Source organism: Pilimelia columellifera subsp. columellifera, assembly GCF_039532605.1.
Lineage (GTDB): Bacteria > Actinomycetota > Actinomycetes > Mycobacteriales > Micromonosporaceae > Pilimelia > Pilimelia columellifera.
This window is the reverse complement of sequence record NZ_BAAARY010000009.1, coordinates 111204-134260: the sequence shown is the minus strand read 5'-3', so window position 1 is coordinate 134260 and position 23057 is coordinate 111204. Positions and strand designations below refer to the sequence as shown.

At 73.0% G+C, this 23057-nt stretch carries 19 protein-coding genes; 11 read left to right on the top strand and 8 right to left on the bottom strand.

Features of this window, described 5'->3' with window-relative positions; genetic code table 11:
- The first annotated feature begins 30 nt into the window (after positions 1-30).
- The 3 genes from ABD287_RS11695 (at position 31) to ABD287_RS11685 (ending at position 2810) form a co-directional block, all read left to right on the top strand.
- The gene (locus ABD287_RS11695; RefSeq protein ID WP_344172154.1) at positions 31-759 is read left to right on the top strand and encodes a cytidine deaminase; all 729 of its coding nucleotides are present in this window, start codon (positions 31-33) and stop codon (positions 757-759) included.
- Positions 756-2042 carry a thymidine phosphorylase gene (locus ABD287_RS11690; protein WP_344172152.1) on the top strand — a complete coding sequence of 429 codons (1287 nt, stop codon included), beginning with the start codon at positions 756-758 and terminating at the stop codon, positions 2040-2042. Before ABD287_RS11695 ends, ABD287_RS11690 begins: the two co-directional genes overlap by 4 nt.
- An 87-nt stretch (positions 2043-2129) precedes the next feature.
- A complete protein-coding gene (locus ABD287_RS11685) occupies positions 2130-2810 on the top strand; it encodes a DUF4272 domain-containing protein (protein ID WP_344172150.1) in 681 nt (226 codons plus the stop codon).
- 155 nt (positions 2811-2965) lie between these two features.
- Here ABD287_RS11685 and ABD287_RS11680 read toward each other — a convergent pair whose 3' ends face one another.
- Positions 2966-3838, bottom strand: a complete 873-nt coding sequence (locus tag ABD287_RS11680; RefSeq protein WP_344172148.1) for a putative RNA methyltransferase — start codon at positions 3836-3838, stop codon at positions 2966-2968.
- 39 nt (positions 3839-3877) lie between these two features.
- Between ABD287_RS11680 and ABD287_RS11675 the strand changes: the two genes are divergently transcribed.
- The 5 genes from ABD287_RS11675 to ABD287_RS11655 all read left to right on the top strand — a co-directional run bounded on the left by ABD287_RS11675 (position 3878) and on the right by ABD287_RS11655 (position 10246).
- Entirely contained in the window at positions 3878-4960 is a 1083-nt protein-coding gene (locus ABD287_RS11675) for an adenosine deaminase (RefSeq protein ID WP_344172146.1), read from the top strand.
- A gap of 526 nt (positions 4961-5486) precedes the next feature.
- Positions 5487-8822, top strand: coding sequence for a sensor histidine kinase (locus ABD287_RS11670; RefSeq protein ID WP_344172144.1), 3336 nt, complete (start codon positions 5487-5489; stop codon positions 8820-8822).
- A complete protein-coding gene (locus ABD287_RS11665; protein ID WP_344172142.1) occupies positions 8819-9223 on the top strand; it encodes a roadblock/LC7 domain-containing protein in 405 nt (134 codons plus the stop codon). The genes ABD287_RS11670 and ABD287_RS11665 overlap by 4 nt, the downstream gene beginning before the upstream one ends.
- A 59-nt stretch (positions 9224-9282) precedes the next feature.
- On the top strand, positions 9283-9657 hold the full coding sequence (locus tag ABD287_RS11660) for a DUF742 domain-containing protein (protein ID WP_344172209.1): 375 nt from the start codon (positions 9283-9285) through the stop codon (positions 9655-9657).
- A gap of 1 nt (position 9658) precedes the next feature.
- Positions 9659-10246 carry a GTP-binding protein gene (locus ABD287_RS11655; protein WP_344172140.1) on the top strand — a complete coding sequence of 196 codons (588 nt, stop codon included), beginning with the start codon at positions 9659-9661 and terminating at the stop codon, positions 10244-10246.
- Between the two features lie 51 nt (positions 10247-10297).
- On the opposite strand, the gene ABD287_RS11650 is transcribed toward ABD287_RS11655, so the two are convergent.
- From ABD287_RS11650 to deoC, 5 genes are all read right to left on the bottom strand, one after another.
- Positions 10298-12328: a transposase gene (locus ABD287_RS11650; protein WP_344172138.1), complete on the bottom strand. Its 2031-nt coding sequence runs from the start codon at positions 12326-12328 to the stop codon at positions 10298-10300.
- A 57-nt stretch (positions 12329-12385) separates the two neighbouring features.
- A complete protein-coding gene (locus tag ABD287_RS11645; RefSeq protein WP_344172136.1) occupies positions 12386-13258 on the bottom strand; it encodes a DNA primase in 873 nt (290 codons plus the stop codon).
- An 88-nt stretch (positions 13259-13346) separates the two neighbouring features.
- Complete coding sequence (locus ABD287_RS11640) at positions 13347-14183, bottom strand: aldehyde dehydrogenase family protein (RefSeq protein ID WP_344172134.1); 837 nt, start codon at positions 14181-14183, stop codon at positions 13347-13349.
- On the bottom strand, positions 14176-15603 hold the full coding sequence (locus ABD287_RS11635; RefSeq protein WP_344172132.1) for an aldehyde dehydrogenase family protein: 1428 nt from the start codon (positions 15601-15603) through the stop codon (positions 14176-14178). The genes ABD287_RS11640 and ABD287_RS11635 overlap by 8 nt, the downstream gene beginning before the upstream one ends.
- On the bottom strand, positions 15603-16538 hold the full coding sequence (deoC, locus tag ABD287_RS11630; RefSeq protein ID WP_344172130.1) for a deoxyribose-phosphate aldolase: 936 nt from the start codon (positions 16536-16538) through the stop codon (positions 15603-15605). The genes ABD287_RS11635 and deoC overlap by 1 nt, the downstream gene beginning before the upstream one ends.
- Positions 16539-16685: 147 nt before the next feature.
- Between deoC and upp the strand changes: the two genes are divergently transcribed.
- From upp to ABD287_RS11615, 3 genes are all read left to right on the top strand, one after another.
- The gene (upp, locus tag ABD287_RS11625; protein WP_344172128.1) at positions 16686-17309 is read left to right on the top strand and encodes a uracil phosphoribosyltransferase; all 624 of its coding nucleotides are present in this window, start codon (positions 16686-16688) and stop codon (positions 17307-17309) included.
- A 53-nt stretch (positions 17310-17362) separates the two neighbouring features.
- Positions 17363-18046 (top strand): GOLPH3/VPS74 family protein, encoded by a 684-nt coding sequence (locus ABD287_RS11620; protein WP_344172126.1) that lies wholly within the window; start codon positions 17363-17365, stop codon positions 18044-18046.
- A 74-nt stretch (positions 18047-18120) separates the two neighbouring features.
- Positions 18121-19302 (top strand): carboxylate-amine ligase, encoded by a 1182-nt coding sequence (locus ABD287_RS11615; protein ID WP_344172124.1) that lies wholly within the window; start codon positions 18121-18123, stop codon positions 19300-19302.
- Between the two features lie 29 nt (positions 19303-19331).
- On the opposite strand, the gene ABD287_RS11610 is transcribed toward ABD287_RS11615, so the two are convergent.
- Positions 19332-20966: a phospho-sugar mutase gene (locus tag ABD287_RS11610; RefSeq protein WP_344172122.1), complete on the bottom strand. Its 1635-nt coding sequence runs from the start codon at positions 20964-20966 to the stop codon at positions 19332-19334.
- A gap of 30 nt (positions 20967-20996) precedes the next feature.
- Positions 20997-22997, bottom strand: a complete 2001-nt coding sequence (locus ABD287_RS11605; RefSeq protein ID WP_344172120.1) for a protein kinase domain-containing protein — start codon at positions 22995-22997, stop codon at positions 20997-20999.
- Positions 22998-23057: the final 60 nt, after the last annotated feature.

Genomic DNA, 23057 nt, shown 5'->3' with positions numbered 1-23057 from the left:
CCGGGCCGCCGCGCCGGTAGGGTCGGCTGCGTGGACATCGACTGGACGGCGTTGCGGGTGGCGGCCACGGAGGCGATGCGGCGTGCGTACGCGCCCTACTCCCGGTTCCCGGTCGGGGCGGCCGCGCTCGTCGACGACGGCCGGGTGGTGACCGGCTGCAACGTCGAGAACGCCTCCTACGGGACCACCCTGTGCGCCGAGTGCGGGGTGGTGTCCCAACTGCACGCCTCCGGCGGCGGGCGGCTGGTGGCGCTGGCCTGCGTGGACGGGTCGGGCGCGCCGCTCATGCCGTGCGGTCGCTGCCGCCAGTTGCTGTGGGAGCACGGTGGCCCCGACTGCCTGGTCGATGCCGGCGAGGGACCGCGCGCCATGGCGGAGCTGCTGCCGGACGCCTTCGACGTCGCCGACCTGGACGCCGCCAGCGAGCGACCGGCGCACGCGCCGGTCGTGCCCGCCCGGTTCGCCTCGTGGCGGGGCCGCGGCACTGTCATCGTCCATCCGGATCTGGTGAACGGGGTGGAGATGTGGACCGGTTACTGGGAGCGGGCCGAGCCCGGGGCGCCCCCGCCGGGTGACGGGCCGCGCATCATCGAGGAGGCCCCCACCTGGGGTGATGTCACCGAGGCGGTGGCATGGGGGCGGGCCCGCACCGAACGGGTGGTGGTCATCGACGACGAGGGCGCCGCCCGGTGGGCCGGCGGCGGGGATCCGCCGCCGGAGGCGCCACGGCGTTGGGCGGCCTCGGGGGGCTGGTCGTGACCGGCGGCGCGTTCACCGCGGTGGACGTCATCCGGGCCAAGCGCGACGGACACGCCCTGACCGACGCCCAGATCGACTGGACGATCGAGGTCTACACCCGCGGCGAGTTCGCTGACGAGCAGATGGCCGCCCTGGCGATGGCGATCCTGCTGCGGGGGATGTCCCGGGCCGAGCTGTCCCGGTGGACCACCGCCATGATCGCCAGCGGCGAACGGTTGGACCTGTCGTCGTCGGCGCGTCCCACTGTGGACAAGCACTCCACCGGCGGCGTAGGAGACAAGATCACGCTGCCGCTGGCGCCGCTGGTCGCTGCCTGCGGAGCGGCGGTGCCGCAGCTGTCGGGCCGCGGCCTGGGGCACACCGGCGGCACGTTGGACAAGCTGGAGTCGATCCCCGGTTGGCGGGCGTCGTTGCCGAACTCAACCTTCCTCGCCCAGCTGGCCGAGGTGGGGGCCGTCATCTGCGCAGCCGGCGAGAAGCTGGCGCCGGCTGACCGCAAGCTGTACGCGTTGCGGGACGTCACCGGCACCGTCGAGTCCATCCCGCTCATCGCCAGCTCGATCATGAGCAAGAAGATCGCGGAGGGCGCCGGGGCGCTCGTCCTCGACGTCAAGGTCGGCTCTGGCGCGTTCATGAAGGACCTCGGCCAGGCGCGGGCGCTGGCCACGGCCATGGTCGACATCGGGGCGGCCGCTGGGGTCCGGACCGTCGCGATGCTGACCGACATGGCGACGCCGCTGGGGCTGGCGGTCGGCAACGCCGTCGAGGTCGCCGAGTCGGTCGAGGTGCTGGCCGGGGGCGGGCCGGCGGACGTCGTCGGGCTCACCCTGGCGTTGGCCCGCGAGATGCTGGACGTGGCCGGGTTGCCGGACACCGACCCGGCGGCGGCGCTCGCGGACGGCCGCGCCATGGACGTGTGGCGGGCGATGATCCGGGCCCAGGGCGGTGACCCGGACGCCCCGCTGCCGGTCGCCGCGGTGTCCGAGACCGTGCGCGCGCCCCGGGACGGGGTGGTGTCCGCTGTCGGCGCCTACGGGATCGGCATGGCCGCGTGGCGGCTGGGGGCGGGCCGGGCGCGCAAGGAGGACGCGGTCAGCGCCGGCGCGGGGGTGCTGTTGCGCCGTCGTCCAGGCGACCGGGTGCGTGCTGGCGAGGTGTTGTGCGAGCTGCGCGCCGACGAGCCCGACCGGCTCGGTCCAGCAGCCGAGCTGGCCGCTGCGGCGTTCACGATCGGCGCTGACCTGCCGCCGACGGGTCCGGTGGTGCTCGACCGGGTGGGTTGAGACTGTGCGTTCGGCTATGGTCGCCGGCCTGATCCGGCGCTAGGCTCGCCAGCCGACACCGCCTCCTCACGGCAGGAATCGATAGGCGTGAGCGTTTCCGCGCACCACCCTCGATCTGTGCGCGCGGCCAGCATCGGCGAGCTGCGACGACTCGGCCTGCCCCTGCCCCCGAAGAGTTTCCCCCTTGTCTGGGAGCCGGGCGACACCGTAGAGCTGCGGCCGACCACCGACCTGGAGGGGCGTCTGGCGATCCTCAACGTGGTGCTGGCCCGGTGTTTCGGGCTCCCGCAGGAGGACGCCATGGGGTGGTTGCTACAGGCGCGCCTCATCGAAGGCGTCACCGCTCCGGAGTGGCGTTTCCTCACCTCCGGCGAGGGTGACCCGCGGGCGTTCGTCCTGCATTTGGAGGCGATCTACGCGCTGTCCTGGATGTTGGGGCTCAGCGCCCATCTCGATCCGGCCCGCCCGTCGGATCGCCGGCTCGTCAGCCAGTTGCCGCATCTGCCGTCGCGGGAGAGTTATCCCCAGTGGCGCTCCCGCACCCTGGTGGCGCCTCGTCACGCGGCGGAGGTGGCCGCGGTCCTGGATCTGTACTACTGCCTGGACTGGGGTTATCTGGAGGCTGAGCGGGCCGGATTGCGGCTGCCGGGGACCATCGACGCGAACACCATCGGCCAGCGTCGGTGGGCGTTGGAGTGGGCGGTGATCCTGCGCGGGCCGTTCCACGACCCGCCTCCGGGCTGGGAGGAAGTCGACCTGTCGACCTGAGGACCGACGTCCCTCGGGTCCGTTGCAGGTGATGAGGCAGAAGGTCCACAGTGGTAGCTGGGCGAGTGGCGGGCGGGAGGCTCAGGCGTCCCGGACCGGCGCCGTCGCGGTCGGCGACGGCCGCCGCTCCGGTTGGCCCGGTCCGGGCCGCCCGGTCAGCTCGGCCGGTGCCGGGTGACCCGGACCGCGGCGCCCACCGCCATCGGCGTCGGCAGCCTGGACACCAACCGCTCCAGCTCAGCCGGCGCCAGGTGCCGGGCGCTCGGGCCCATCGACACCAGCGTGGCCACCTCCGACCTGGACAGGCTCAGCCGCCAACGGACAACCTCCTCGCCGATGACCGACCACCCCGGGCCCAGGCTCGCGGTGATCCGTCCCGGCTTCTCCGGGTCGACCCGCAGCAGCCCCAACCCGGCGACCAGCTCCGTCAGGTGGTCCAGAGCGGGTGTCGCCACCACCAGCGTCCCGTCGGGCCGCAGCGCCCGACGGAACTCGGCGCCGTTGCGGGGCGCGAAGACATCGAGCAGCGCGGCGGCGCAGCCGTCCGCCAGCGGCAGCCGCCCCCAGACGTCACAGACGGCCGCCAGCGCGCGTGGGTGCGCCCGCGCCGCCCGGCGGACCGCCGGCTTGGAGGCGTCCAGGGCGAGCCCGACCGCCTGCGGGTGGGCATCGAGGACCGCGGCCAGGTGGTGACCGGTCCCCGCGCCCGCGTCCACGATCAGCGGCGGCGGTCCGGCCAGCGCCGTGGGTCCGGCCAGCGCCGTGGGTCCGGCCAGCGCGGCAGCGACGGCCCTGATCAGCGCCGCGGCCAGCGGGCCGAAGTGCCCCGCGCCCAGGAACGCGACGCGGGCGGCGACCATCGGCGCGGTGTCGCCGGTGTGCGGGGCCCGTCCGGCGGTGAGGTTCACATAGCCCTGTCGCGCCATGTCGTGACTGTGGCCGGCGGCGCATCGCAGCGCGCCGTCGCCGGACGACAGCGCGTCGCCGCAGACCGGGCAGCGCAGATGTCGGACGATGTCATCGCTCAACGTGGTTGCTCATGACGCTCCGGGGATTAGGGTCTTCTCATGGTGGCAGTCTCGTTCGACGCGATCCGCAGGGCCCCGAAGGCGTTGCTTCACGACCACCTTGACGGAGGCCTGCGCCCGGCCACGATCGTGGAGCTGGCGGGTGCTGTCGGCCATGTGTTGCCCACCGACGATCCGGATGCCCTGCGGCGGTGGTTCGTCTCGGCCGCCGACTCCGGCTCGCTGGAGCGGTACCTGGAGACCTTCGCCCACACCGTGGCCGTGATGCAGACCGCAGCCTCGCTGCGCCGGGTCGCCCGCGAGTGCGCGCTCGACCTGGCCGACGACGGCATCGTCTACGCCGAGGTCCGCTTCGCCCCGGAGCAGCACCTCGAACGTGGCCTGTCCCTCGACGAGGTGGTGAAGGAGGTCATCGGCGGGTTCGCCGAGGGCGTGGCGGAGGTGGCGGCGGCCGGCGGTCGGCTGCGGGTCGGCACCCTGCTCACCGCGATGCGGCATGCCGCCCGCTCCCAGGAGATCGCCGAGCTGGCGGTGCGGTACCGGGACGTCGGGGTGGTCGGTTTCGACATTGCCGGCGCCGAGGCCGGGTACCCGCCCACCCGGCACCTGGACGCGTTCGAGTACCTGCAGCGCGAGAACTCCCACTTCACCATCCACGCCGGGGAGGCGTTCGGGCTGCCGTCGATCTGGCAGGCGATCCAGTGGTGCGGCGCGGACCGGCTCGGGCACGGCGTCCGGATCGTCGACGATATCGAGATTCCCGCCGACGGCGGCCCCCCGCGGCTCGGGCGGCTCGCGGCGTACGTCCGGGACAAGCGGATCCCGTTGGAGTTGTGCCCGTCGTCCAATGTGCAGACCGGCGCGGTCGAGTCGATCGCCAGGCATCCGATCGGGTTGCTGCGCGATCTGAGCTTCCGGGTCACCGTCAACACCGACAACAGACTGATGAGCGGAACCTCGCTGTCGCACGAGATGGCGCTGCTGATCGAGGCGTTCGGTTGGGGTTGGGGCGACATGCGCTGGTTGACGGTCAACGCGCTCAAGAGCGCGTTCATCCCGTTCGACGAACGGCTGGCGCTGATCGACGAGGTCGTCAAGCCAGGGTACGCGGCGCTCGGTTAGGCGCGCTCGACACAGACTCCCCTCAAGGGGAACGAGGGGATGCTCGCGGTGGATGCGGGCGTTCGGCGACCTTTCGTCGGGGAAGGTCTGGCTTTTCGGGTCAACGGCCAGGCGTCCGGACGGCCAGATCCCGGGGCGACTGACAGCGGATAGGCTCGGCAAGCTGTGGCTGGTCCGCTCAGTGGTCGTCGTCGATCTCAGTGGCGCATGTCACGTGTCGATGTCCGTGGATGTTCGCTGGGCCTGCATGGGCAGTTAGGGAGATTAGTTCTTAACCGGACTAATCACACAGAAAGTATGTGCTGCTGAATCGGTTATATCGGAAGCGCGCTGAAGATTACGTCAAACCGTCCCAGGACGGTCCTCGCTCCGAGGTGGACTTTCTCTTTGATTTGCGACGTGGTGGAATCTCCGGGTCGGTTGGTGACGCCGATCGATCCGCACTGCCCCGAACCAAGCGGCATCGGGCAGGTCCGGCGTCCCGACTGCGGGCGCCCGGCGAGAGCAGGCCGAGGAGGGTGGTGACATGAGCAGGAACACGACGGCGTCCGACACCGCCGTGGCTCGCCTCCGTCGGCCGATGGGCCGGCTCCGGGACGCGCCGATCTGGGCGAAGCTCGGTCTCATCATGATCGTGCCGACCATCGCCACCGTGATCGTCGGCACCAACGGCCTCATCGGCCACATCCAGACCCAGGCCAGCGCCGAGCGCGCCCGTAACCTCGCCGGCCTGTCCCAGAGCGCCGGCCAGCTCGTGCACGACCTGCAGAACGAGCGGGCCAGCGGCTCGATGCTGCTCTCCGCGCCGGACGGCGCGGCGCGCGAGCGCGCCCGCCAGTCGTTCGAGTCCGCCAGCGGGGCCGTCAGCCGCTCCGTCGCCCCGTACACCCAGCAGCGGAGCGCCCTCACCGGTCTACCGGGCAACGTTCGTGGCCTGCTCGACGACGTCGACAACCACCTCGCCGCGCTCGACGGCGTCCGTAGCCAGGTCCGCGACGGCAAGATCGCGTTGACTGACGCCGCGTTCTCCTACCAGACGTTGCTCAGCGACCTGCTCTCCGTGCGCGACGCCGGCGCCCACCTGGCCGACGACAACGCCCTCAACGCGCACATGCGGGCCGCCACCGAGGTCTCCCGGATCAAGGACTTCATGTCCCAGCGCCGGGTCGTGGTGCACCAGATCCTCGGCGCCGGCGCCTACACGCCCAAACTCCAGATCGACTACCTCTCCACGCAGTCCGGCGAGCGGCAGGCGGTAGCGACGTTCCGGACGGTCGCCACCCTCGAGGAGCGGCAGCGGTACGAGCAGACCGTCTCGGGCTCCGGCCTGCGTAAGGCCGAGACCTACGAGGGATACCTCAACAGCCAGCGGGCCGATTCACGCCTGCCGGAGCGGCCGTTCAACGCCGAGCAGTGGGACACCGCCATGCGGGAGCAGGGCGAGCTGCTGCGTCAGGTCGAGCGTTCGCTCGACCGGCAGGCGGCGATCGACGCGACCGCCATCCGCGACGACGTCCGCCAGCGGGTGCTGCTGGAGACCGGGCTGCTGCTGGGGATGCTGCTCCTGGCCGTCCTGTTCGCCTGGCTGGTCGCCCGGTCGATGGCCCGCTCGCTGCGCGAGCTCAAGCACGGCGCGTTGGCGGTCGCCGAGCGCGGCCTCCCGCAGGCCGTGGCCCGGCTGCGCGACCCGTCGCTGTCGGCGAACCTGTCGCCGGCTCAGGCGGCGCTACAGATCGCCGAGCCGCTCCCGGTCCGCAGCAACGACGAGTTCGGTCAGGTGACCGAGGCGTTCAACGCCGTCCACCTGGAGGCCGTGCGGACCGCCGCGGAGCAGGCGGCACTACGCGCCTCGGTCTCCACCATGTTCGTCAACCTGGCTCGCCGTTCGCAGACCCTGGTCGATCGGCTCATCGGTCAGCTCGACCGGCTGGAGCGCAGCGAAGAGGACCCGGACCGGCTCGGCGAGCTGTTCCAGCTCGACCACCTCGCCACCCGGATGCGACGCAACGACGAGAACCTGCTGGTCCTCGCCGGCGCCGACTCCACCCGCATCCAGCGTGAGCCCGCCGCGCTCACGGACGTGCTCCGCGCCGCCCAATCCGAGGTGGAGCACTACACGCGGATCGACATCGGCGACCTGGACACCGACGCCCTCATCGCGGCACAGTGCGTGAACGACATGGTGCACCTCATCGCCGAGCTGTTCGACAACGCCACCGCGTTCTCGCCACCGGACTCGCCGATTGTCGTGGAGGGCCGCCAGCACGGCGAGCAGGTGCTCCTGCAGGTCACCGACCGCGGCATCGGCATCTCGGCCGAGCAGATGACCGAGCTGAACCGACGACTCGCCATGCCACCCCAGGTCGATGTCGCCATCTCCCGGATGATGGGCCTGGTCGTGGTCGCCCGGCTGGCGGCCCGGCACGGCGTCAAGGTCGAGCTGCGGGCGGCGCCTGAACGCGGCACCATCGCCGAGGTCCTGCTGCCCGAGTCGGTGCTCAGCTCCTCGTGGGCGCAGAGCGTCCCGCCGGCGCCTGAGCCGTCGGAGAGCGCGACGCAGCGCGGCCGTACCGACATAGGCGCCCTCGTCGCCGCCGATCGTCCGCCGCCGCCCGCCTCGTCGGCGTTCGTTCCCGTCGGCGCACGGCGTGAGCTTCCCGCCTGGCCTGGCGACCAGCCCGCCGGGCCGGCGAAGGCGCTGGCCAGCCACCGGGCGCCGACCGGCGTCGGCACGACCTCCCCACCCGCCGACGGCGGCGGCTCCGGGGGTCCGGGCGGCAACGACGGCCTGCCTCGTCGTGAGCCGAACCCCGCGCCGGACGGCCTCGTCCCGTCGGCGTCCGACAGTGGGGGGTTCATCCCGCGCCAGGCCAGCTCGCCGGAGAGCGTTGACGGTCAGCGCCCCGCGGTGATCATCCCGTCGAACGGGGCCCCGCCGCCTATCGCCGGCGCGCCCACTGTCTCCGCGCCGGCCGCGTTGACCGGCCCGTCGTCCGCCACGCCGGCCGACCCGACCGCGCCCCCGACCAACGGCGCCGCCAGCGCTCCACCGGCCGCCTGGCCGCCCGTCGCCGCGGACGCGACGCCGATCCGTGAGCTGACGGCGGAGCTGCCTCAGCTGAGCGCGACGGCAGCGGTCGCTGACGAGACAATGGAGCTGCCGATCTTCCGGGAGCTGGAGTCGGTCTGGTTCCGGTCCCAGCCGGCCGGCGCCGAAGGCCCGGGCCTGCCCAGCGTCGCCGCGACACCGGTCGCCCATGCGCCGGCGGCGACCGAGAACGCCGCCAAGGTCAACGGCAGCGTGCCCGGGTTCAAGGGCAGTGCCCCCGGAACGGGTCCCGCGAACGGCGGCTCGTCGCCGTTGGAGAAGCGGCTGGGCGCCGATCCCCTCAACGGGACGGCGCCGGCGGCCAGACCCGCGCCGGCCACGGCCGACGCCACTGCTGTCCGCTCCGACCCGCCCGCGCCGTCACAACGCTCCGCGTCGTCCGAACGATCCGGGTCGTCGGAACGGTCCGCGTCGCCCGAACGGGTAGCCGCGGACCAGCGGGCCGGCTGGCGCACCGCCGCCGACGACGGCTGGCGCGCAGCCCAGGCGCTGGCCGACGGAGCGCCGGCCGAGACAACGACCGCAGGCCTGCCCAAGCGGACGCCGATGGCGCAGCTCGTGCCCGGCAGTATTGAATCTGAGTCGGCGGCTGTGCAGCGCCGTAGCCCCGAGGGCGTACGTGGGCTTCTGTCCGCCTATCACCGCGGGGTGCAGCGCGGCCGCACATCGCCACGGAACGACGCTGACAGCGGCGCCCCGTCAACACCGACAGGGTCGCCATCGACGCAGGCTCGCAAGGAGCGTGAGGCATGACATCGACGCAGGACCTCGGCTGGTTACTCGCTAACTTCGCCGACCGCGTGCCAGGGGTCGCGCACGCCGTCGCCGTGTCGGCGGACGGTCTGCTGCTGGCCGCTTCCCGTGACCTGCCCCGCGACCGCGCCGACCAACTCGCCGCGATCGCGTCTGGGCTGGTCAGCCTGACCCAGGGCGCGGCCCGCTGTTTCGAGGGCGGCGCAGTCCTACAGACCGTGGTCGAGATGGACAACGGCTTCCTCTTCCTGATGTCGATCTCGGACGGCTCGTCGTTCGCGGTGCTGGCGGCCCGCAGTTGCGACGTTGGCCAGGTCGGTTACGAGATGGCCCTGCTGGTGGATCGGGTCGGCGAGGCGTTGACGCCCGCGCCGCGCCCGGCAGCCGGCATGATGGGCTGATCGCTGTCAACGATGTGGACACGGTGGTAGCTCAGGTGGGAGAGGAGGTGACGGCGATGATGGAAGACCGCGGCGAGCCGGCAGGCGCGCTCGTGCGTCCATACGCCGTCACCCAAGGCCGGACCCGGCCCCGCCTGGAGATCGCCATCGAGGCGTTGGTCGAGACCACCACGCGTGGGCGCTCCGCCAACGCGAACGGGGGCAGAGGCGGCGAGCACCGGGTCATCGCCTCGCTCTGTGACGGGCGCGTTCAGTCGCTCGCTGAGATCGCTGCGCAGATGCGGCTGCCGTTGGGGGTAGCACGGGTGCTCATCGCCGACATGGCCGCTGACGGCATGGTGGCGGTGTACGAGCCGACGTCGCTCGAAGATGGAAACGACGCGGTGGGCACGGAACTGCTGGAGAGGGTGCTGAGTGGACTACGCAGGCTCTGAGATGGCCCATCGCCCGAGCTCGGGACGGGTGACATCGGCGAAGATTGTCATCGCCGGTGGATTCGGCGTCGGCAAGACGACCCTGGTCGGCTCGGTCTCGGAGATCACTCCGTTGACCACCGAGGCGATCATGACGTCCGCTGGTGTCGATGTTGACGACACCAGTAACGTGCCCGGCAAGACCACCACGACGGTGGCGATGGACTTCGGCCGGATAAGCATCGACCGGGACCTCATCCTCTACCTGTTCGGAACCCCGGGTCAGACCCGGTTCTGGTTCATGTGGGATGAGCTGGTGCGCGGCGCGATCGGCGCGGTCGTCCTGGTCGACACCCGTCGACTGGCTGACTGCTTCGCCGCGATCGACTTCTTCGAGCACCGAAGGCTGCCCTACTTGGTGGCCATCAACTGCTTCGACGGCATGCAGTACCACGACCCCCGCGACGTCCGGGACGCGTTGGCGATCTCCAGTGACGTTCCCGTGGTGGCGTGCGACGCCCGTAACCGGGAGTCCACGAAGCAGGTGCTCATCTCGCTCGTCGAGTACGTGCTCACCATGCGCCGCACCCGGGCCGTCGCTCCGGCGTGACCCCGGGCGCCGTGGCCGCGCCCCAGCGGCGTGCCGCCACGGCGCCCGGGCTCAGGCCCCCGAGTGGGTGGCGGCGCGGTAGTCGCCGCCCTCGTCGTCGTGCGGTGCTCTGCTGAAGTCCCAGCCGCTGGCGCTGTCGCGCCCCGGCCGCCCGCCGACCGCGTAACCGCCGATCTCCTGCCCGCGCCGCCACCCGCTGAAGTAGCCGGTGGTGTGGGCGGCGATGCTCGCCGCGTCGCGCACGATCCGCAACGGCCGCTTCTGCTGCTCCGGGGACCCGGGGACCAGGTTCGCCTTGGGGACCCGGCGGGGCAGGCCCGCCGTCGTCCTTACCCCGATGGACGGCTGGGCCGCCTGCTCGGCCGCGCGCCAACCGGAGTCGGCGATGAAGGTCCAACTGACATCGCTGGCGGCGGCGTCCCGACCGGTGAACCACGCCGACCGGGTGGCCGCGAAGATGAGCAGGTCGCCATCTCCGTCGGCGCCGAACGGGGAGGGCAGTGGGTCGTCCGCGGCCAGCCGCCGGCTCTCGTCGGCGCTCCGTAGCTGAGGCCCCGACACGGATCCGTACCCGTTGGCGGATCCGGTGGAACTCGGCGGGCTCTGGTCCACCAGCCGCAGCGCCGGTGGCTCCGGCGGCAGATCGTCCGACTGCCACGGCGGTTTCACCCTGCTGAGGGGCGGCCGGCTGTTCTCGTCCCGGAAGGGGCGGGCGAGGTCGCTGTCCGCGCTGTCCTCCGCCTGCAACGGCCAGTTGGCCCGAGCCGCCGCGCGTGGCGTTGGCTCAGCCGGGTCGTCGGGGCCGGCCTGGCGCGGCGTGGTGGGTCGTGGCGGCAACGGGGCGCTCGGGTGGGCGAGCCGCTCGGCTCGCGTCCGATCGATCTCGGCCTTGGTGGCCTCGGCGCGGAAAGGTTGGCCGATGTCGGCTGGGGTGGGGCGCTGCCCCGGCGCTGCCCGGCGCCGGCCCGCGGTGTCGGGGCGTTCGGCCGCCGGGTCCGCGACCCGCGGCGATGGCGCCGACTTCGGCAGGGCGCCGAGGCTTTCCTCGATCGAGTAGGCGACGCCAGCGGTGGGGCGCCGGCGGGTGGGCGGAGTCGTCAGGCGACCGGCGCGGTTGCCGCTTGGGCCGCCGACGGCCAGCGGGTCATCAGCCGTGGGCGCCGCTGCGGTGGCTGCTGGCGCGGCAGGGGCCACGTTGGCTGGCTGCCGGCCCTGGGTGAGGTGGCGGTCGATGGCGCCGACGAGCGCGGTCTGGGCCGCCTCCTGAGCCCGGACCGCGCCGATCGCCTGCCGGATCACGAAAGCCGTCACCTCGGGGGTGGTGGCCCGTGGGGCCGCTCCGGACTCAGCCGCGGCGACCCGCAGCGCCGTCAGCGCCGACCCGACTTCGGCCGCGTCGGCGATCTGGGCGCTCGCGAGCTGATCGGCGAGGGCGCGAATGTCGTGGGCGTCGCCGTCCGAGCCGCGCGCCAGGCCCGGCTCGGGGAACTCGTTGATGATCGCGAGGCAGAGTGCGGAGGTGGGGTCGGCGAAGGCCCGCAGCGCCGCCGGGTACACCTCGCGCAGCACCTCGCGCAGGGCGACGGCCGCGGCCTGACGCGCCGCCGTCAACGCCCCGTAGGCGACCAGGAGCGGTCGGCAGGCGACGAGGTCGGCGGGCGCTGGCACCGTGGTCGCCCACAGCGCTCCCGCCTGCAATGCCCGGGCCAGTCCGATCGCCCGACGTTCGATCTCGGGCGCCTGGGTCTCCTCGGCCGACTCGTCGTCGCTGAACCGCTCGGCGTAGTCGGCGGCGGCGTCGTCGCTGGTGAGTGCCAGCGGCCGGCCGGCGGCGCTGGCGAGCGAGGCGACGATCCGGTCGCCTCGCTGCACCGCGATCGGGACGTCGGCGTCGCCGGTGGAACGTTCGGCCAGCAGCGCGGTCAGCGCGGCGTAGCCGTCAGCGTCGTCCGTGATCTCGTAGATGTCCAGCAGTCGTCCGGCGTCATCGACGACGGCGGCGGTCAGCGACGCCCCAGCCACCGGGGATTCGCTCGACCATTCCGCCGCGGCGAGACCGCAGTACACCCGGACGAGCGTCACGTCGTCGCCTCCTCCCTGACCGCAATGTGTCGACGACTGATGCTCTCTGGTGAGGGGTCAGTCGCGCCAGTCCACAACGGCTGAGATCTTGCCGATAATCGTCCGCCAGCCGAGACTTGCCTGCTGTGCCCCGATTTTTCGCATCCGTCGGCGGCCAAAGAAGGCGCCCATTCCGCCACCGGCGGCTGACCGCATGGCGTCGTCGAGGTCGTCCAACGGCGAGCCGGCCGACAGCGCGGTGAGGACCGGGCCCAGGCGCAGCGCGTAGCCGAGGTCCCGGGCGATCTCGCCGGAACGGATGATGAGATCCAGATCCCACGTGTCGTGACCGCCGCGCAGGTTTTCCACGACCAGGTCCAATTCGTACATGTCTTCGGGCGCGGCGACGACGTGGGTCGGCTCGACAGCCTCGACCAGATCGGCCCAACCGTCCAGGTCGGTCAGGTCGTGCGGGGCGCCCGAACGGACGAACGACGCCAGCGACTCCGGGCTCTTGAACAGCAGTAGCCGGCCCCGGTGGGTGAGGAAGTAGGGGACCTCCTCCTCCTCCTCCTCCTCCTCCTCCTCCTCCTCCTCGTCGGCGGTTTCGTCGTCGTCCTTCTCCTTGGCGGAGGTCTTGTCGTCGGCCTCGGCTGCTTCCTCGGTGTCGTCGGCCTCGGCGGCGAGCGCGGCGTACTCCTCGTCGAGGATGACGACCTCTTCCTCGTCCGCCTCCTCGGCGCGGGCGGCGAACGGGTCCTCGTCCTCCTCGCGGCCCTCGATGTCGGTGCCCGGCAGCGCGGACGAGGGACGGTAGGCCCGCAGCGTGTAGCCGACCCCGGCGGGCAGCGCGATCTCGATGGGCGAGACATCAGCAGCTGTCCACAGCGACCGGTCGGCCGAGTCGGCGCTGGTCTCGGGCTCCTGGGCGTTCGGCTCAGTGCCGGCCACGGTGACCTCCGTAGGTTCTACGCTCTGCCAGTGATACTGCGCACACCCTAGTGGTCGGGCGCGCGGGTCGGGTGCCCACCCCGGCGCCTCATAGGCCCCTGGGGTGCCAGACGGTCTTGGTCTCCAACCATGCCAGCATCCGACGCGGGCCGGGGTCGGCCGTCCAGTCAACCGGTGCGCGTTCGGGGCGCAGCACCCGTTTGAGGTTATCGGCTGCGGCGCGTTCCCATGCCACCGCCTGGTCCGGATCGGCGCCGGCGAGGTCGAGGCCGTTGACGTCGCGGTGCGCCGCCAGCCACGGCGCGGTCTCGGCGGCGCGGCCGGTGAGGAGGTTGACGACGCCCGGGGGCAGGTCGCTGGTCGCCAGCGTCTCGCCGAGCGTGATCGCCGGCAGCGGCGCCGCCTCGTCGACGAGCGCGACGACGGTGTTCCCCCCGACGATGGCCGGCGCGATGACGCTGACCAGGCCCAGCAGCGGCGTTCCGGCCGGGGCGACCACCCCGACGACGCCGGTGGGCTCGGGGGTGGAGACGTTGAGGTACGGCCCGGCCACGGGGTTGGCCCCACCGGCGACCTGTGCGATCTTGTCGGCCCAGCCGGCGTACCAGATCCAGCGGTCGACGGCCTGCTCCACTTCGGCGTCGCGGACCCCCAGCGCGGTAAGCTCTCCGCGGCGGCCCTCCAACATCTCGGCCGCCCGGTAGAGGATCTGCCCGCGCAGGTAGGCGGTCGCGCCGGCCCAGCCGGGCTGGGCGGCTCGGGCGGCGGCGACGGCGTCCCGCAGGTCCTTGCGTGAGGCCAGCGGCACGTTCGCTCCCTGCGCCTGGTACGTCCGTCCGGATTCGCTGCGGGGGAACCTTCCGCCGACGAAAAGCTTGTAGGTCTTGTGGACCGGGACCCGGTCCGGCGCGGTCGGCTCAGGCAAGGTAGGCCTCCAGACCGTGGCGGCCGCCCTCGCGACCGTAGCCGGACTCTTTGTACCCGCCGAACGGCGACGCCGGGTCGAAGACGTTGAACGTGTTCGCCCACACCACCCCGGCACGCAGCTTCTCGGCGACGGCCAGGATGCGCGAGCCCTTCTCGGTCCACACGCCGGCCGACAGCCCGTACGTGGTGTTGTTGGCCTTCGCGATCGCCTCGTCCGGGGTCCGGAACGTCAGCACCGACAGGACCGGACCGAAGATCTCCTCCCGGGCGATCCGGTGCGCCGGGGACACCCCGGTGAAGATCGTGGGCGGGAACCAGAAGCCGCGTTCGGGCAGTTCGCAGGGCGGTGACCAGGCGTGCGCGCCCTCGGCGTCCCCGGCGGCGGACAACTCCCGGACGCGGGCCAGCTGCGCCGCCGAGTTGATCGCCCCGATGTCGGTGTTCTTGTCCAACGGGTCGCCAACCCGCAGCCGGGCGACCCGCCGCTTGAGCGACTCCAGCAGCTCGTCGGCGATCGACTCCTGGACGAGCAGCCGCGACCCGGCGCAGCACACCTGGCCCTGGTTGAAGAAGATCCCGTCGACGATGCCCTCGACGGCCTGGTCGATCGGCGCGTCGTCGAAGACGATGTTGGCAGCCTTGCCGCCGAGCTCCAGACTCAGCCGGGCGCCGGTACCGGCGACGGTGCGGGCGATCTCCTTGCCGACCTTCGTGGAACCGGTGAAGGCGATCTTGTCGACGCCCCGGTGGCGGACCAGCGCCGCGCCGGTGGCCCCGTCGCCGGTGACGATGTTGACCACCCCCGCGGGCAGCTCCGCCTGCTGGCAGATTTCGGCGAACAGCAGCGCCGTCAACGGCGTGGTCTCCGCTGGCTTGAGCACGACGGTGTTGCCGCAGGCCAACGCCGGGGCGATCTTCCAGGCGAGCATGAGCAGCGGGAAGTTCCACGGAATGATCTGACCGGCGACGCCGACCGGCTGTGGCCGCGGCCCGTACCCGGCGTAGCCCAGCTTGTCGGCCCAGCCCGCATAGTAGAAGAAGTGTGCGCTGGCCAGCGGGATGTCCACATCGCGGGCCTCCCGGATCGGCTTGCCGTTGTCCAGCGACTCCAGCACCGCCAGCTCACGGCCCCGCTCCGCGATGATCCGGGCCAGCCGGAACAGGTGCTTGGCCCGTTCCCGGCCGGGCATCGGCCCCCATGCCGTTTCGTAGGCCCGGCGGGCGGCTGCCACCGCGGCGTCCACATCGTCCTCGTCGGCCTCGGCGACCTCCGCCAGGACCTGCTCAGTCGCCGGGTTGACGGTGTCACGACCCCGCCCGCCAGCCGGCGGCACGAAGCGCCCGTCGACGAACAGGCCGTATGAAGGTCGAAGATCGACGATCGCGGTCGACTCGGGGGCGGGCGCGTACTCGAACATCAGTCCACCGTCACGTCGTCGGGACCGGCGTACGCGCCGGTGGTCAGCTTCGTCCGCTGCCTGAGCAGGTCGTTGAGCAGGCTCGACGCACCGAACCGGAACCACTGCGGGCTCAGCCACCCTGGCCCCGCGGTCTCGTTCACCAGGACCAGGTACCGGATCGCGTCCTTGCTGGAACGGATGCCACCGGCCGGCTTCACCCCCACCTGACGCCCGGTCCCGGCCAGGAAGTCGCGCACCGCCTCCAGCATGAGCAGCGTCACCGGCGGCGTCGCCGCGATCGGGATCTTGCCGGTCGACGTCTTGACGAAGTCGGCGCCGGCCAGCATCGCCAGCCACGACGCCCGGCGGACGTTGTCGTAGCCGCCCAGCTCGCCGGTCTCCAGGATCACCTTGAGGTGGGCGTCGCCGCACGCCTGCTTCACCGCCACGATCTCCTCGTGCACGGCGCCGTAGCGTCCGGCCAGGAACTCGCCCCGGCTGATCACCATGTCGATCTCCTCCGCGCCGGCCGCGACCGCCGCCCGCACCTCCGCCAGCTTCACCGCCAGCGGCGCCTGACCGGAGGGGAAGGCCGTCGCCACACTCGCCAGGCGCACCCCGCTGCCGTGCAGCTCTCCAGCGGCCACCGGCGCCATCGACGGGTACACGCAGACCGCGGCCACGGCCGGGCAGGACGGGTCCGCCGGGTCGGGTCGGCGGGCCTTCGCGCACAACGACCGGACCCGGCCCGGCGTGTCCGAACCTTCCAATGTCGTCAGATCGATCATGCGGATCGCCAGGTCGATCGCGTACGCCTTCGCGCTCGCCTTGATTGAGCGGGTGGCCAACATCGCCGCCCGTCGTTCCAGGCCCACCCGGTCAACCCCCGGCAGCCCGTGCAGGAACGTCCGCAGCGCCCGCTCCGACCCAGTCACCTCGGCCAACCCCGTCATACGCCCGAGTCTCCCACGCCCCCCGCCCCCACCGCTGGATCGGCGTTGACCATGACTGCTGCGCGTGAACCTCACCCCAATTCATCCGCAGCAGTCATGATCACGCGGGGGGCGGGGGGCGGGCGGGTGGGGCGGTAGGTTGGTGGGGTGGATGTTCTGGTGGTTGACAATCCGCTGGCTCAGGCCCGGCTCACCGTCATGCGTGACGTCGACACGCCGCCGGCGACCTTCCGGGCCGCCCTCAACGAGTTGTCCACCATGCTTCTGTACGAGGCGGCCCGGACGTTTCCGTTCGAGAATCATCCGATTCAGACTCCGGTCGCCCCGACGGTCGGCGTCCGGCTGGCCCGGCCGCCGCTGCTGGTGCCGGTGCTGCGCGCCGGCCTCGGCATGGCCGACGCCGCCCTGGCGCTGCTGCCCGGCTCGCTGATGGGGTTCGTCGGGCTGGCCCGCGACGAGCAGACCCACCAACCCCGCGCCTACCTGGAGTCCCTGCCCGAGGACCTCACCGGCCTGCCCGCGATCGTGCTCGACCCGATGCTGGCCACCGGCGGCTCGCTGGCGCACTGCTGCCGGCTGCTGGTCGAACGGGGCTGCTCGGACATCACCGTCCTGTGCGTGCTCGCCGCCCCGGAGGGCGTGGAGCGGCTGGCCCGCTCCGGTCTCCCGCTGCGGCTGATCACCGCTTCGATCGACGAACGCCTCAACGAGCACGCGTTCATCGTCCCCGGGCTGGGCGACGCCGGCGACCGCCAGTTCGGCCCCCGCTGAACCCACTCGCGGGGAGATGCGGCTGCCTGCGCCACCGCGTACCGTGTCGGGCCATGACCTCCGTTGCCCTGGCCGAAGAGCTGCTGTTACTGGCATATGACGACGAGACCGGCAAAGCGACCGGCTCCCGGATCGGCCTCGACCTCGGGATGGCCGCCGCCGTCCTGGTCGAACTGGCCCTGGCGGGCCGCGTCGCCCTCGACGGAACCCTGCTCACCGTCCCTGACCCCACCCCGACCGGCGAGCCGATCGCCGACGGCGTCCTGGCCGTGCTGGCCCGGGACACCCCGCAGAGCGCCGGCGCCTGGGTGCAGCGGCTGCGCCACGGCCTGCGCGACAAGGTGCTGGCGGACCTGTGCGCCCGCGGCATCATCCGCGACGTCGACGAGAAGGCGTTGGAGCACATTCCGCTGCACCGGTACCCGCTGGCCGACGGCGGGGTCGTCGAGCAGGAGGTTCGGTCCCGGCTGGCCGCCGCCCTCACCGCCGACGACGCCCCGGCCGAGCGGACGGCGGCGCTCGCCGCTCTCGTCGCGGCCACCCGGATGGAGCCGGCGCTGAGACTCGCCAGCGCGGAAACCGTCGCCGCCCACCGACGGTTGGAGGAGATCGCCGAGCGGGCCGGCTTCGCCAGCGGGGCGGGCATGGAGAACTCGGTGGTCCGGCCGTCGGTGGCCCTCGTCATCGGGTCGTTGTGCCGGGCGATCGACACCGCGCTGGGCCGCGCTGCCGCCTGAGCGTTGGCCGGATTGGTCTCCCGCCGGAGCGGGTACCCCCGGTAGCGACGACGTCGCTGCGTGGAAGGGCCCCGATGACCGAGACGCTGGCAGGGCTGACGGACCCGCCGACCCGACCCACCGTGGCGGCAGGCGCATCGCGAGGGCGCCGTCCGGTGGACCTGGTCACCGTAGGGGTCGAGGAGGAGTTTCTCCTCTACGACCTGGCGGCGGCGCAGCCGGCCCAGGTCGCGGAGCGGGTGATGGCCGCCGTCGCCGATGCCGGTCGGCCGCCGGTCCAGCACGAGTTCCTGACCACCCAGATCGAGATCGCCAGCCAGCCGGTCCTGGACCTCGCCGACCTGGGCGAGGAGCTGTCGGCGCTGCGGCGCACAGTGGCGACCGCCGCGGCCACCGTCGGGGCGGCCCTCGTCGCGGTGGGCGCACCTCCGCTGGCGTTCGACCAGACCCCCCGGGTGTTCGACACCCCCCGCTTCCGACGCATGGTGACCGAGGTGGGCGCCCTCGCCCCTGGTCCCGGGGTCTGCGGCACCCACATCCATGTCGGCATCGACGATCGTGACCTCGGCGTCCAGGTGATCAACCACATGCGGCCGTGGTTGCCGGTGCTGGGCGCCCTGGGGACCAACTCGCCCTACTTCGGCGGCAACGACACCGGATACGCCAGCTGGCGCGCCATGGTCTGGGGGCAGTGGCCGTCCGTGGAAAGCCCGCCCCACCTGCGTTCCGCCGCCGACTACGATGCCACCGTCGCCCGACTCATCGACAGCGGGGCGCTCATGGACTACGGGATGCTCTACTGGCACGCCCGGCTGTCCGCGCACGTGCCCACCGTCGAGGTGCGGGTGGGAGACGTCGGGCTCACCGCCGCCGACACCGTCCTCGCGGCCGCGCTGGTCCGGGCCCTGGCCGCGACGGGGCTGCGGCTGGCACGGGCGGGCGTCATGGCTGATCCGGTCCCGCACCATGTCCTCAGCGCCGCGCACTGGCGGTCGGCGCGGGACGGACTGCGCGGCCACACCTTCGATCCGGCCACCGGCGCCTTCGCGCCGACGCAGCGGGTGCTGGGCCGGCTGGTCGCCCTGGTCACCCCGGAGTTGCGTCGGCACGGAGACCTGGGCATGGTGACGGTCGGCGTGGCCAGGGCGCGGTCCCAGGGCGCCGGGGCGGACCGGCAACGGGCCGTGACGCAGGCGGCCGGGGCCCATGCCCTCCTGCCCTACCTCGCCGAGCAGACCGTCGTGCCCACTCGCTGACCCTCGTCCGGCCGGTCCGCCTGACCGACTCAGGCGCCGCCAAGGCGGCCGGCGAACTCGGCGCGCATCGTGGCGAGCGCCTCCCCGGCGCGGGCCCGCGCCCCGGCCACGTCGCCGGCGGCCACCGGCTCGACTGCCTCCAGGTACGCCTTGAGTTTGGGCTCGGTGCCCGAAGGCCGGAACACCACCCGGCGGCCCGCGGCCCGCACGATGAGCACGTCCGCCCCGGGGAGCAGATCCTCCACCGCGGTCACCGGCGCCCCGGCGAGCGCTCTCGGCGGCGCCGCCCGCAGCGCGGCCATGGCCGCCGCGATGGCCGCCGGGGACGGCAGGCGCGCCGCCAGCTGGTCGGTGACGTGCGCCCCGCACTCCACGGCCAGGGCGTCCAGCCGCCCGGCCACGCTCTGGCCGTCGGCGCGCAACCGCGCGGCCAGCTCCGCCACCAGCAGCGCCGCCGTGATCCCGTCCTTGTCCCTGACCACACCCGGCGCGACGCAGTAGCCGAGCGCCTCCTCGTAACCGAAAGCCAGGTCGCCCGCCCGCACGATCCACTTGAACCCGGTCAGCGTCGCGGCGTGCGCCTCGCCCCGGCTGGCGCACAACGCCGCCAGCATCGACGACGACACGATCGTGGTCGCGTAGACGCCCCGGGCGCCGCTTCGCATGAGATGGTCGGCGAGCAGCACGCCCAGCTCGTCACCGTGCAGCGTCCGCCACCGACCGCCGTCGGGGACGGCCACCGCGCACCGGTCCGCGTCCGGGTCGTTCGCGACCGCCAGGTCCGCGTCGGTCTCCCGGGCCAGATCCAGCAGCCGGTCCATCGCTCCCGGCTCCTCCGGGTTCGGGAACGCGACGGTGGGAAAAGTCGGATCCGGCCGGGCCTGACTGGCCACCACTGTCGGCGGGTCGAACCCCGCCCTCGCGAACGCCGCGTCGAACACCTCCCGCCCCACGCCGTGCAGTGGGGTGTAGACCGTCCGAAGGGAGCGGGGGCCTGGGCTCAGCAGAGCGGCCGCGGCGGCCAGATAGGACGCCACCACCTCGTCGCCCAGCGTCTCGCCCGGGCCGCCCAGCGGCACCCGGGCCAACGGCCCGACCGTCGCGATCGCCGCGCTGATCTCCGCGTCCACCGGGGAGGCGATCTGCGCGCCGACGCCCCACCGCCCGCCCAGCGGCCCCAGGTACACCTTGTAGCCGTTGTCGGCCGCCGGGTTGTGGCTGGCGGTCACCATGACGCCTGCCGCCGCGCCCAGCGACCGCACCGCGTACGCCAGCACCGGGGTCGGCAGCGGGCGGGGCAGGACCATCGCCGGCCGGCCGGCGCCGGTGGCGACCGCCGCGGTTCGCTCGGCGAACGCCCGCGAGCCGCGGCGCGCGTCGTACCCGATCACCAGGGGCCCGACGGCGTCCCGTTCGGCCAGCCAGCGGACCAGGCCCGAGGCGGCCGCGGTGACCACGGCGAGGTTCATGCCGTTCGGGCCGGCCCGCAGCACCCCACGCAGCCCGGCGGTCCCGAACGCCAACGGGGCGGCGAACCGCTCCGTCAGCTCTGGCGTCGAACGCGGCCAGTCATCGAGGAGCCGGCGCAGCTCCGCCCGGTCCACCGGGTCGGGGTCGTCGTCGATCCACCGCAGGACGTCGGTGCGCAGATCGCCAGAGGCCATCCGCTGTTACTAGCACGTCCAGCGGCCAGGTCAAGCGGCCAGCCGGAAGGAGCGGACCATCTCGTCGAAAATGGATCGGCTCTCGGTGAACCGGCTCTCGTCCGCGGTGAGGTAGAACGAGTACGCGCGTCCCTCGGCCACCACCGCCCGCCAGACGCCGTGCCGCATACCGTCGCCAGCGCCGCAGGTGTACTCCAGCTCAGCGGCCGGGCGCCCGTCCAGCTCGACGCGACGCAACCCGACCTGCTGGTAGGGCTGGGCACAGGTGTCGGCGCGGCGAAGGCCGGACTCGGCGATCCGGATGAACCGGAGGGGTTCGGCGCTCGCCGGCTCGACCAGAATCCTGACCTTGCGCTGGCCGTCGGCCGGGTCGGCGAAGTCGACCCAGCTGCCGGCGCTGGCCCGCTGCCACCCGCGCGGCACGTTCACGCTGACGCCGCGGGCGCTGTGCCGCTGGGTGGGGAAGTCGGCGGCCGGCTCCGCCGGCGCCAGCGCCCGGGCCGGCAGGTAGTTGTCGTCGCCGCTGTTCGCGGCCACCACGGCGCCCAGGAACGCCAGCGCGGCCAGGCCGGCGCCGGCGGCGATCCTGGTCTGTCGGGGCCAGGCGGCGACGGTGGCCTGCGCACGCGTCGCCCGGCCGCGGAGCGCCCCGCGTAGCGCCATGGCGCGCGACCCGGCGCCGGCCGCCGACGCGGCGCCGCCAGCCGGCGGCGTGCCGTGCGCTGGTGGCGAGCCGTCCGCCGTGGATCGTGAACCCAGCGCCGCGGTCGGCGAATCGTCGGCAGGACCGAGCGTCGGGGGGCGGACGACCGCGGGCAGCGGCGTGGTGGCGGCGGACCCGGCCGACCACGGCGACGGCGGCAGCGGGCCGCGGCGGTCGCCGACCGTGGCCTGAGCGGCGGTCGGGGCGCCAGTGGCTGCCAGGTCGTCCGTAGCGGCACGGACGTCGACGGGGGCGGTGGGCCGATGTCGGCCCGCCGCCGCCGCCTCGGCGCTCTCCTGACCGGCCCGCAACCTGGCGAGCCGGTCGGTCAGTGACTCCCCGGGCGCCAGCATCGCCCGCCCGCCGATCTGGCCGGTGGGACCCGGCGCGGCCGCGGTCGGCCTCGGCACGGCGGTGACCCGCTGGGCGGGCACGATCGCGTACGGGTCGGTGACGACGTGGCCGGGCGCGACGCTGGCCAACGGCCCGGCGAGCAGCTCACGCAGCATCGACCGGGCGGTGACCGTGTCCAGTCGACGGTACGGGTCCTTCTCCAGCAGCGCCATGAGGACCTCGGCGAGCGGACCGGCCCGTAGCGCCCGGGCCGGCGCGTCCTCGACGACGGCGTGCATGGTCTCGATCGGGTCGCCGCGGTCGAACGGCGGCCGGCCCTCGACGGCGGTGTACAGGGTGACTCCGAGCGAGAACAGGTCGCTGGGCGGGCCGAACGCGTGCCCGATGGCCCGTTCCGGCGAGATGAAGTGCGGCGATCCGAGCACCATGCCCGGGGTGGTGAGCTGGGCGGCGTCGTGCAGGTGGGCGACGCCGAAGTCGGTGAGCACGCAGCGGCCGTCGACGGCGATGAGCACGTTGGCCGGCTTGACGTCGCGGTGCAGGATGCCGGCGGCGTGCGCGACCTCAAGCGCGCCCAGCAGCGCGATTCCGATCTTGGCCACCGCACGGGGGGCGAGCGGCCCGTCGTCGACGATGTGGTCGGCCAGGCTACGGGCCTCCAACAGCTCCATGACGATCCACGGCCGGCCGTGCTCGGTGACCACGTCGTACACCTGCACCACCGACGGGTGGGACAGGCACGCTGCGGCCCGCGCCTCGCGCAGCGTCCGCTCGTACATCGCATGCCGGTCGCTGAGCGCCATCGTCGGCGGCGGGACCACCTCTTTGACCGCGACGTCCCGGTTGAGGACGGTGTCGGTGGCCTGCCAGACCGTGCCCATGCCGCCATGGCCGACCACCGTGCGGACCGTGTACCGACCGCCAATGGTCGTGCCGGGGGCGGTCGGGCCGCTCCAGGTCGAAATCTGAGTCAAAGGAAACGCCGCCGAGTCACGAGAACGTCGAGGGATCTACGGGTATGCATATCGAGAGGC

Bases quoted from the DNA above. Each gene is read 5' to 3' on its own strand.
- ABD287_RS11675 (WP_344172146.1), top strand. From the start codon at position 3,878: ATGGTGGCAGTCTCGTTCGACGCGATCCGCAGGGCCCCGAAGGCGTTG.
- ABD287_RS11670 (WP_344172144.1), top strand. From the start codon at position 5,487: ATGAGCAGGAACACGACGGCGTCCGACACCGCCGTGGCTCGCCTCCGT.
- ABD287_RS11665 (WP_344172142.1), top strand. From the start codon at position 8,819: ATGACATCGACGCAGGACCTCGGCTGGTTACTCGCTAACTTCGCCGAC.
- ABD287_RS11660 (WP_344172209.1), top strand. From the start codon at position 9,283: ATGGAAGACCGCGGCGAGCCGGCAGGCGCGCTCGTGCGTCCATACGCC.
- ABD287_RS11655 (WP_344172140.1), top strand. From the start codon at position 9,659: ATGGCCCATCGCCCGAGCTCGGGACGGGTGACATCGGCGAAGATTGTC.
- ABD287_RS11635 (WP_344172132.1), bottom strand. From the start codon at position 15,603: ATGTTCGAGTACGCGCCCGCCCCCGAGTCGACCGCGATCGTCGATCTT.
- deoC (WP_344172130.1), bottom strand. From the start codon at position 16,538: ATGACGGGGTTGGCCGAGGTGACTGGGTCGGAGCGGGCGCTGCGGACG.
- ABD287_RS11620 (WP_344172126.1), top strand. From the start codon at position 17,363: ATGACCTCCGTTGCCCTGGCCGAAGAGCTGCTGTTACTGGCATATGAC.
- ABD287_RS11615 (WP_344172124.1), top strand. From the start codon at position 18,121: ATGACCGAGACGCTGGCAGGGCTGACGGACCCGCCGACCCGACCCACC.
- ABD287_RS11610 (WP_344172122.1), bottom strand. From the start codon at position 20,966: ATGGCCTCTGGCGATCTGCGCACCGACGTCCTGCGGTGGATCGACGAC.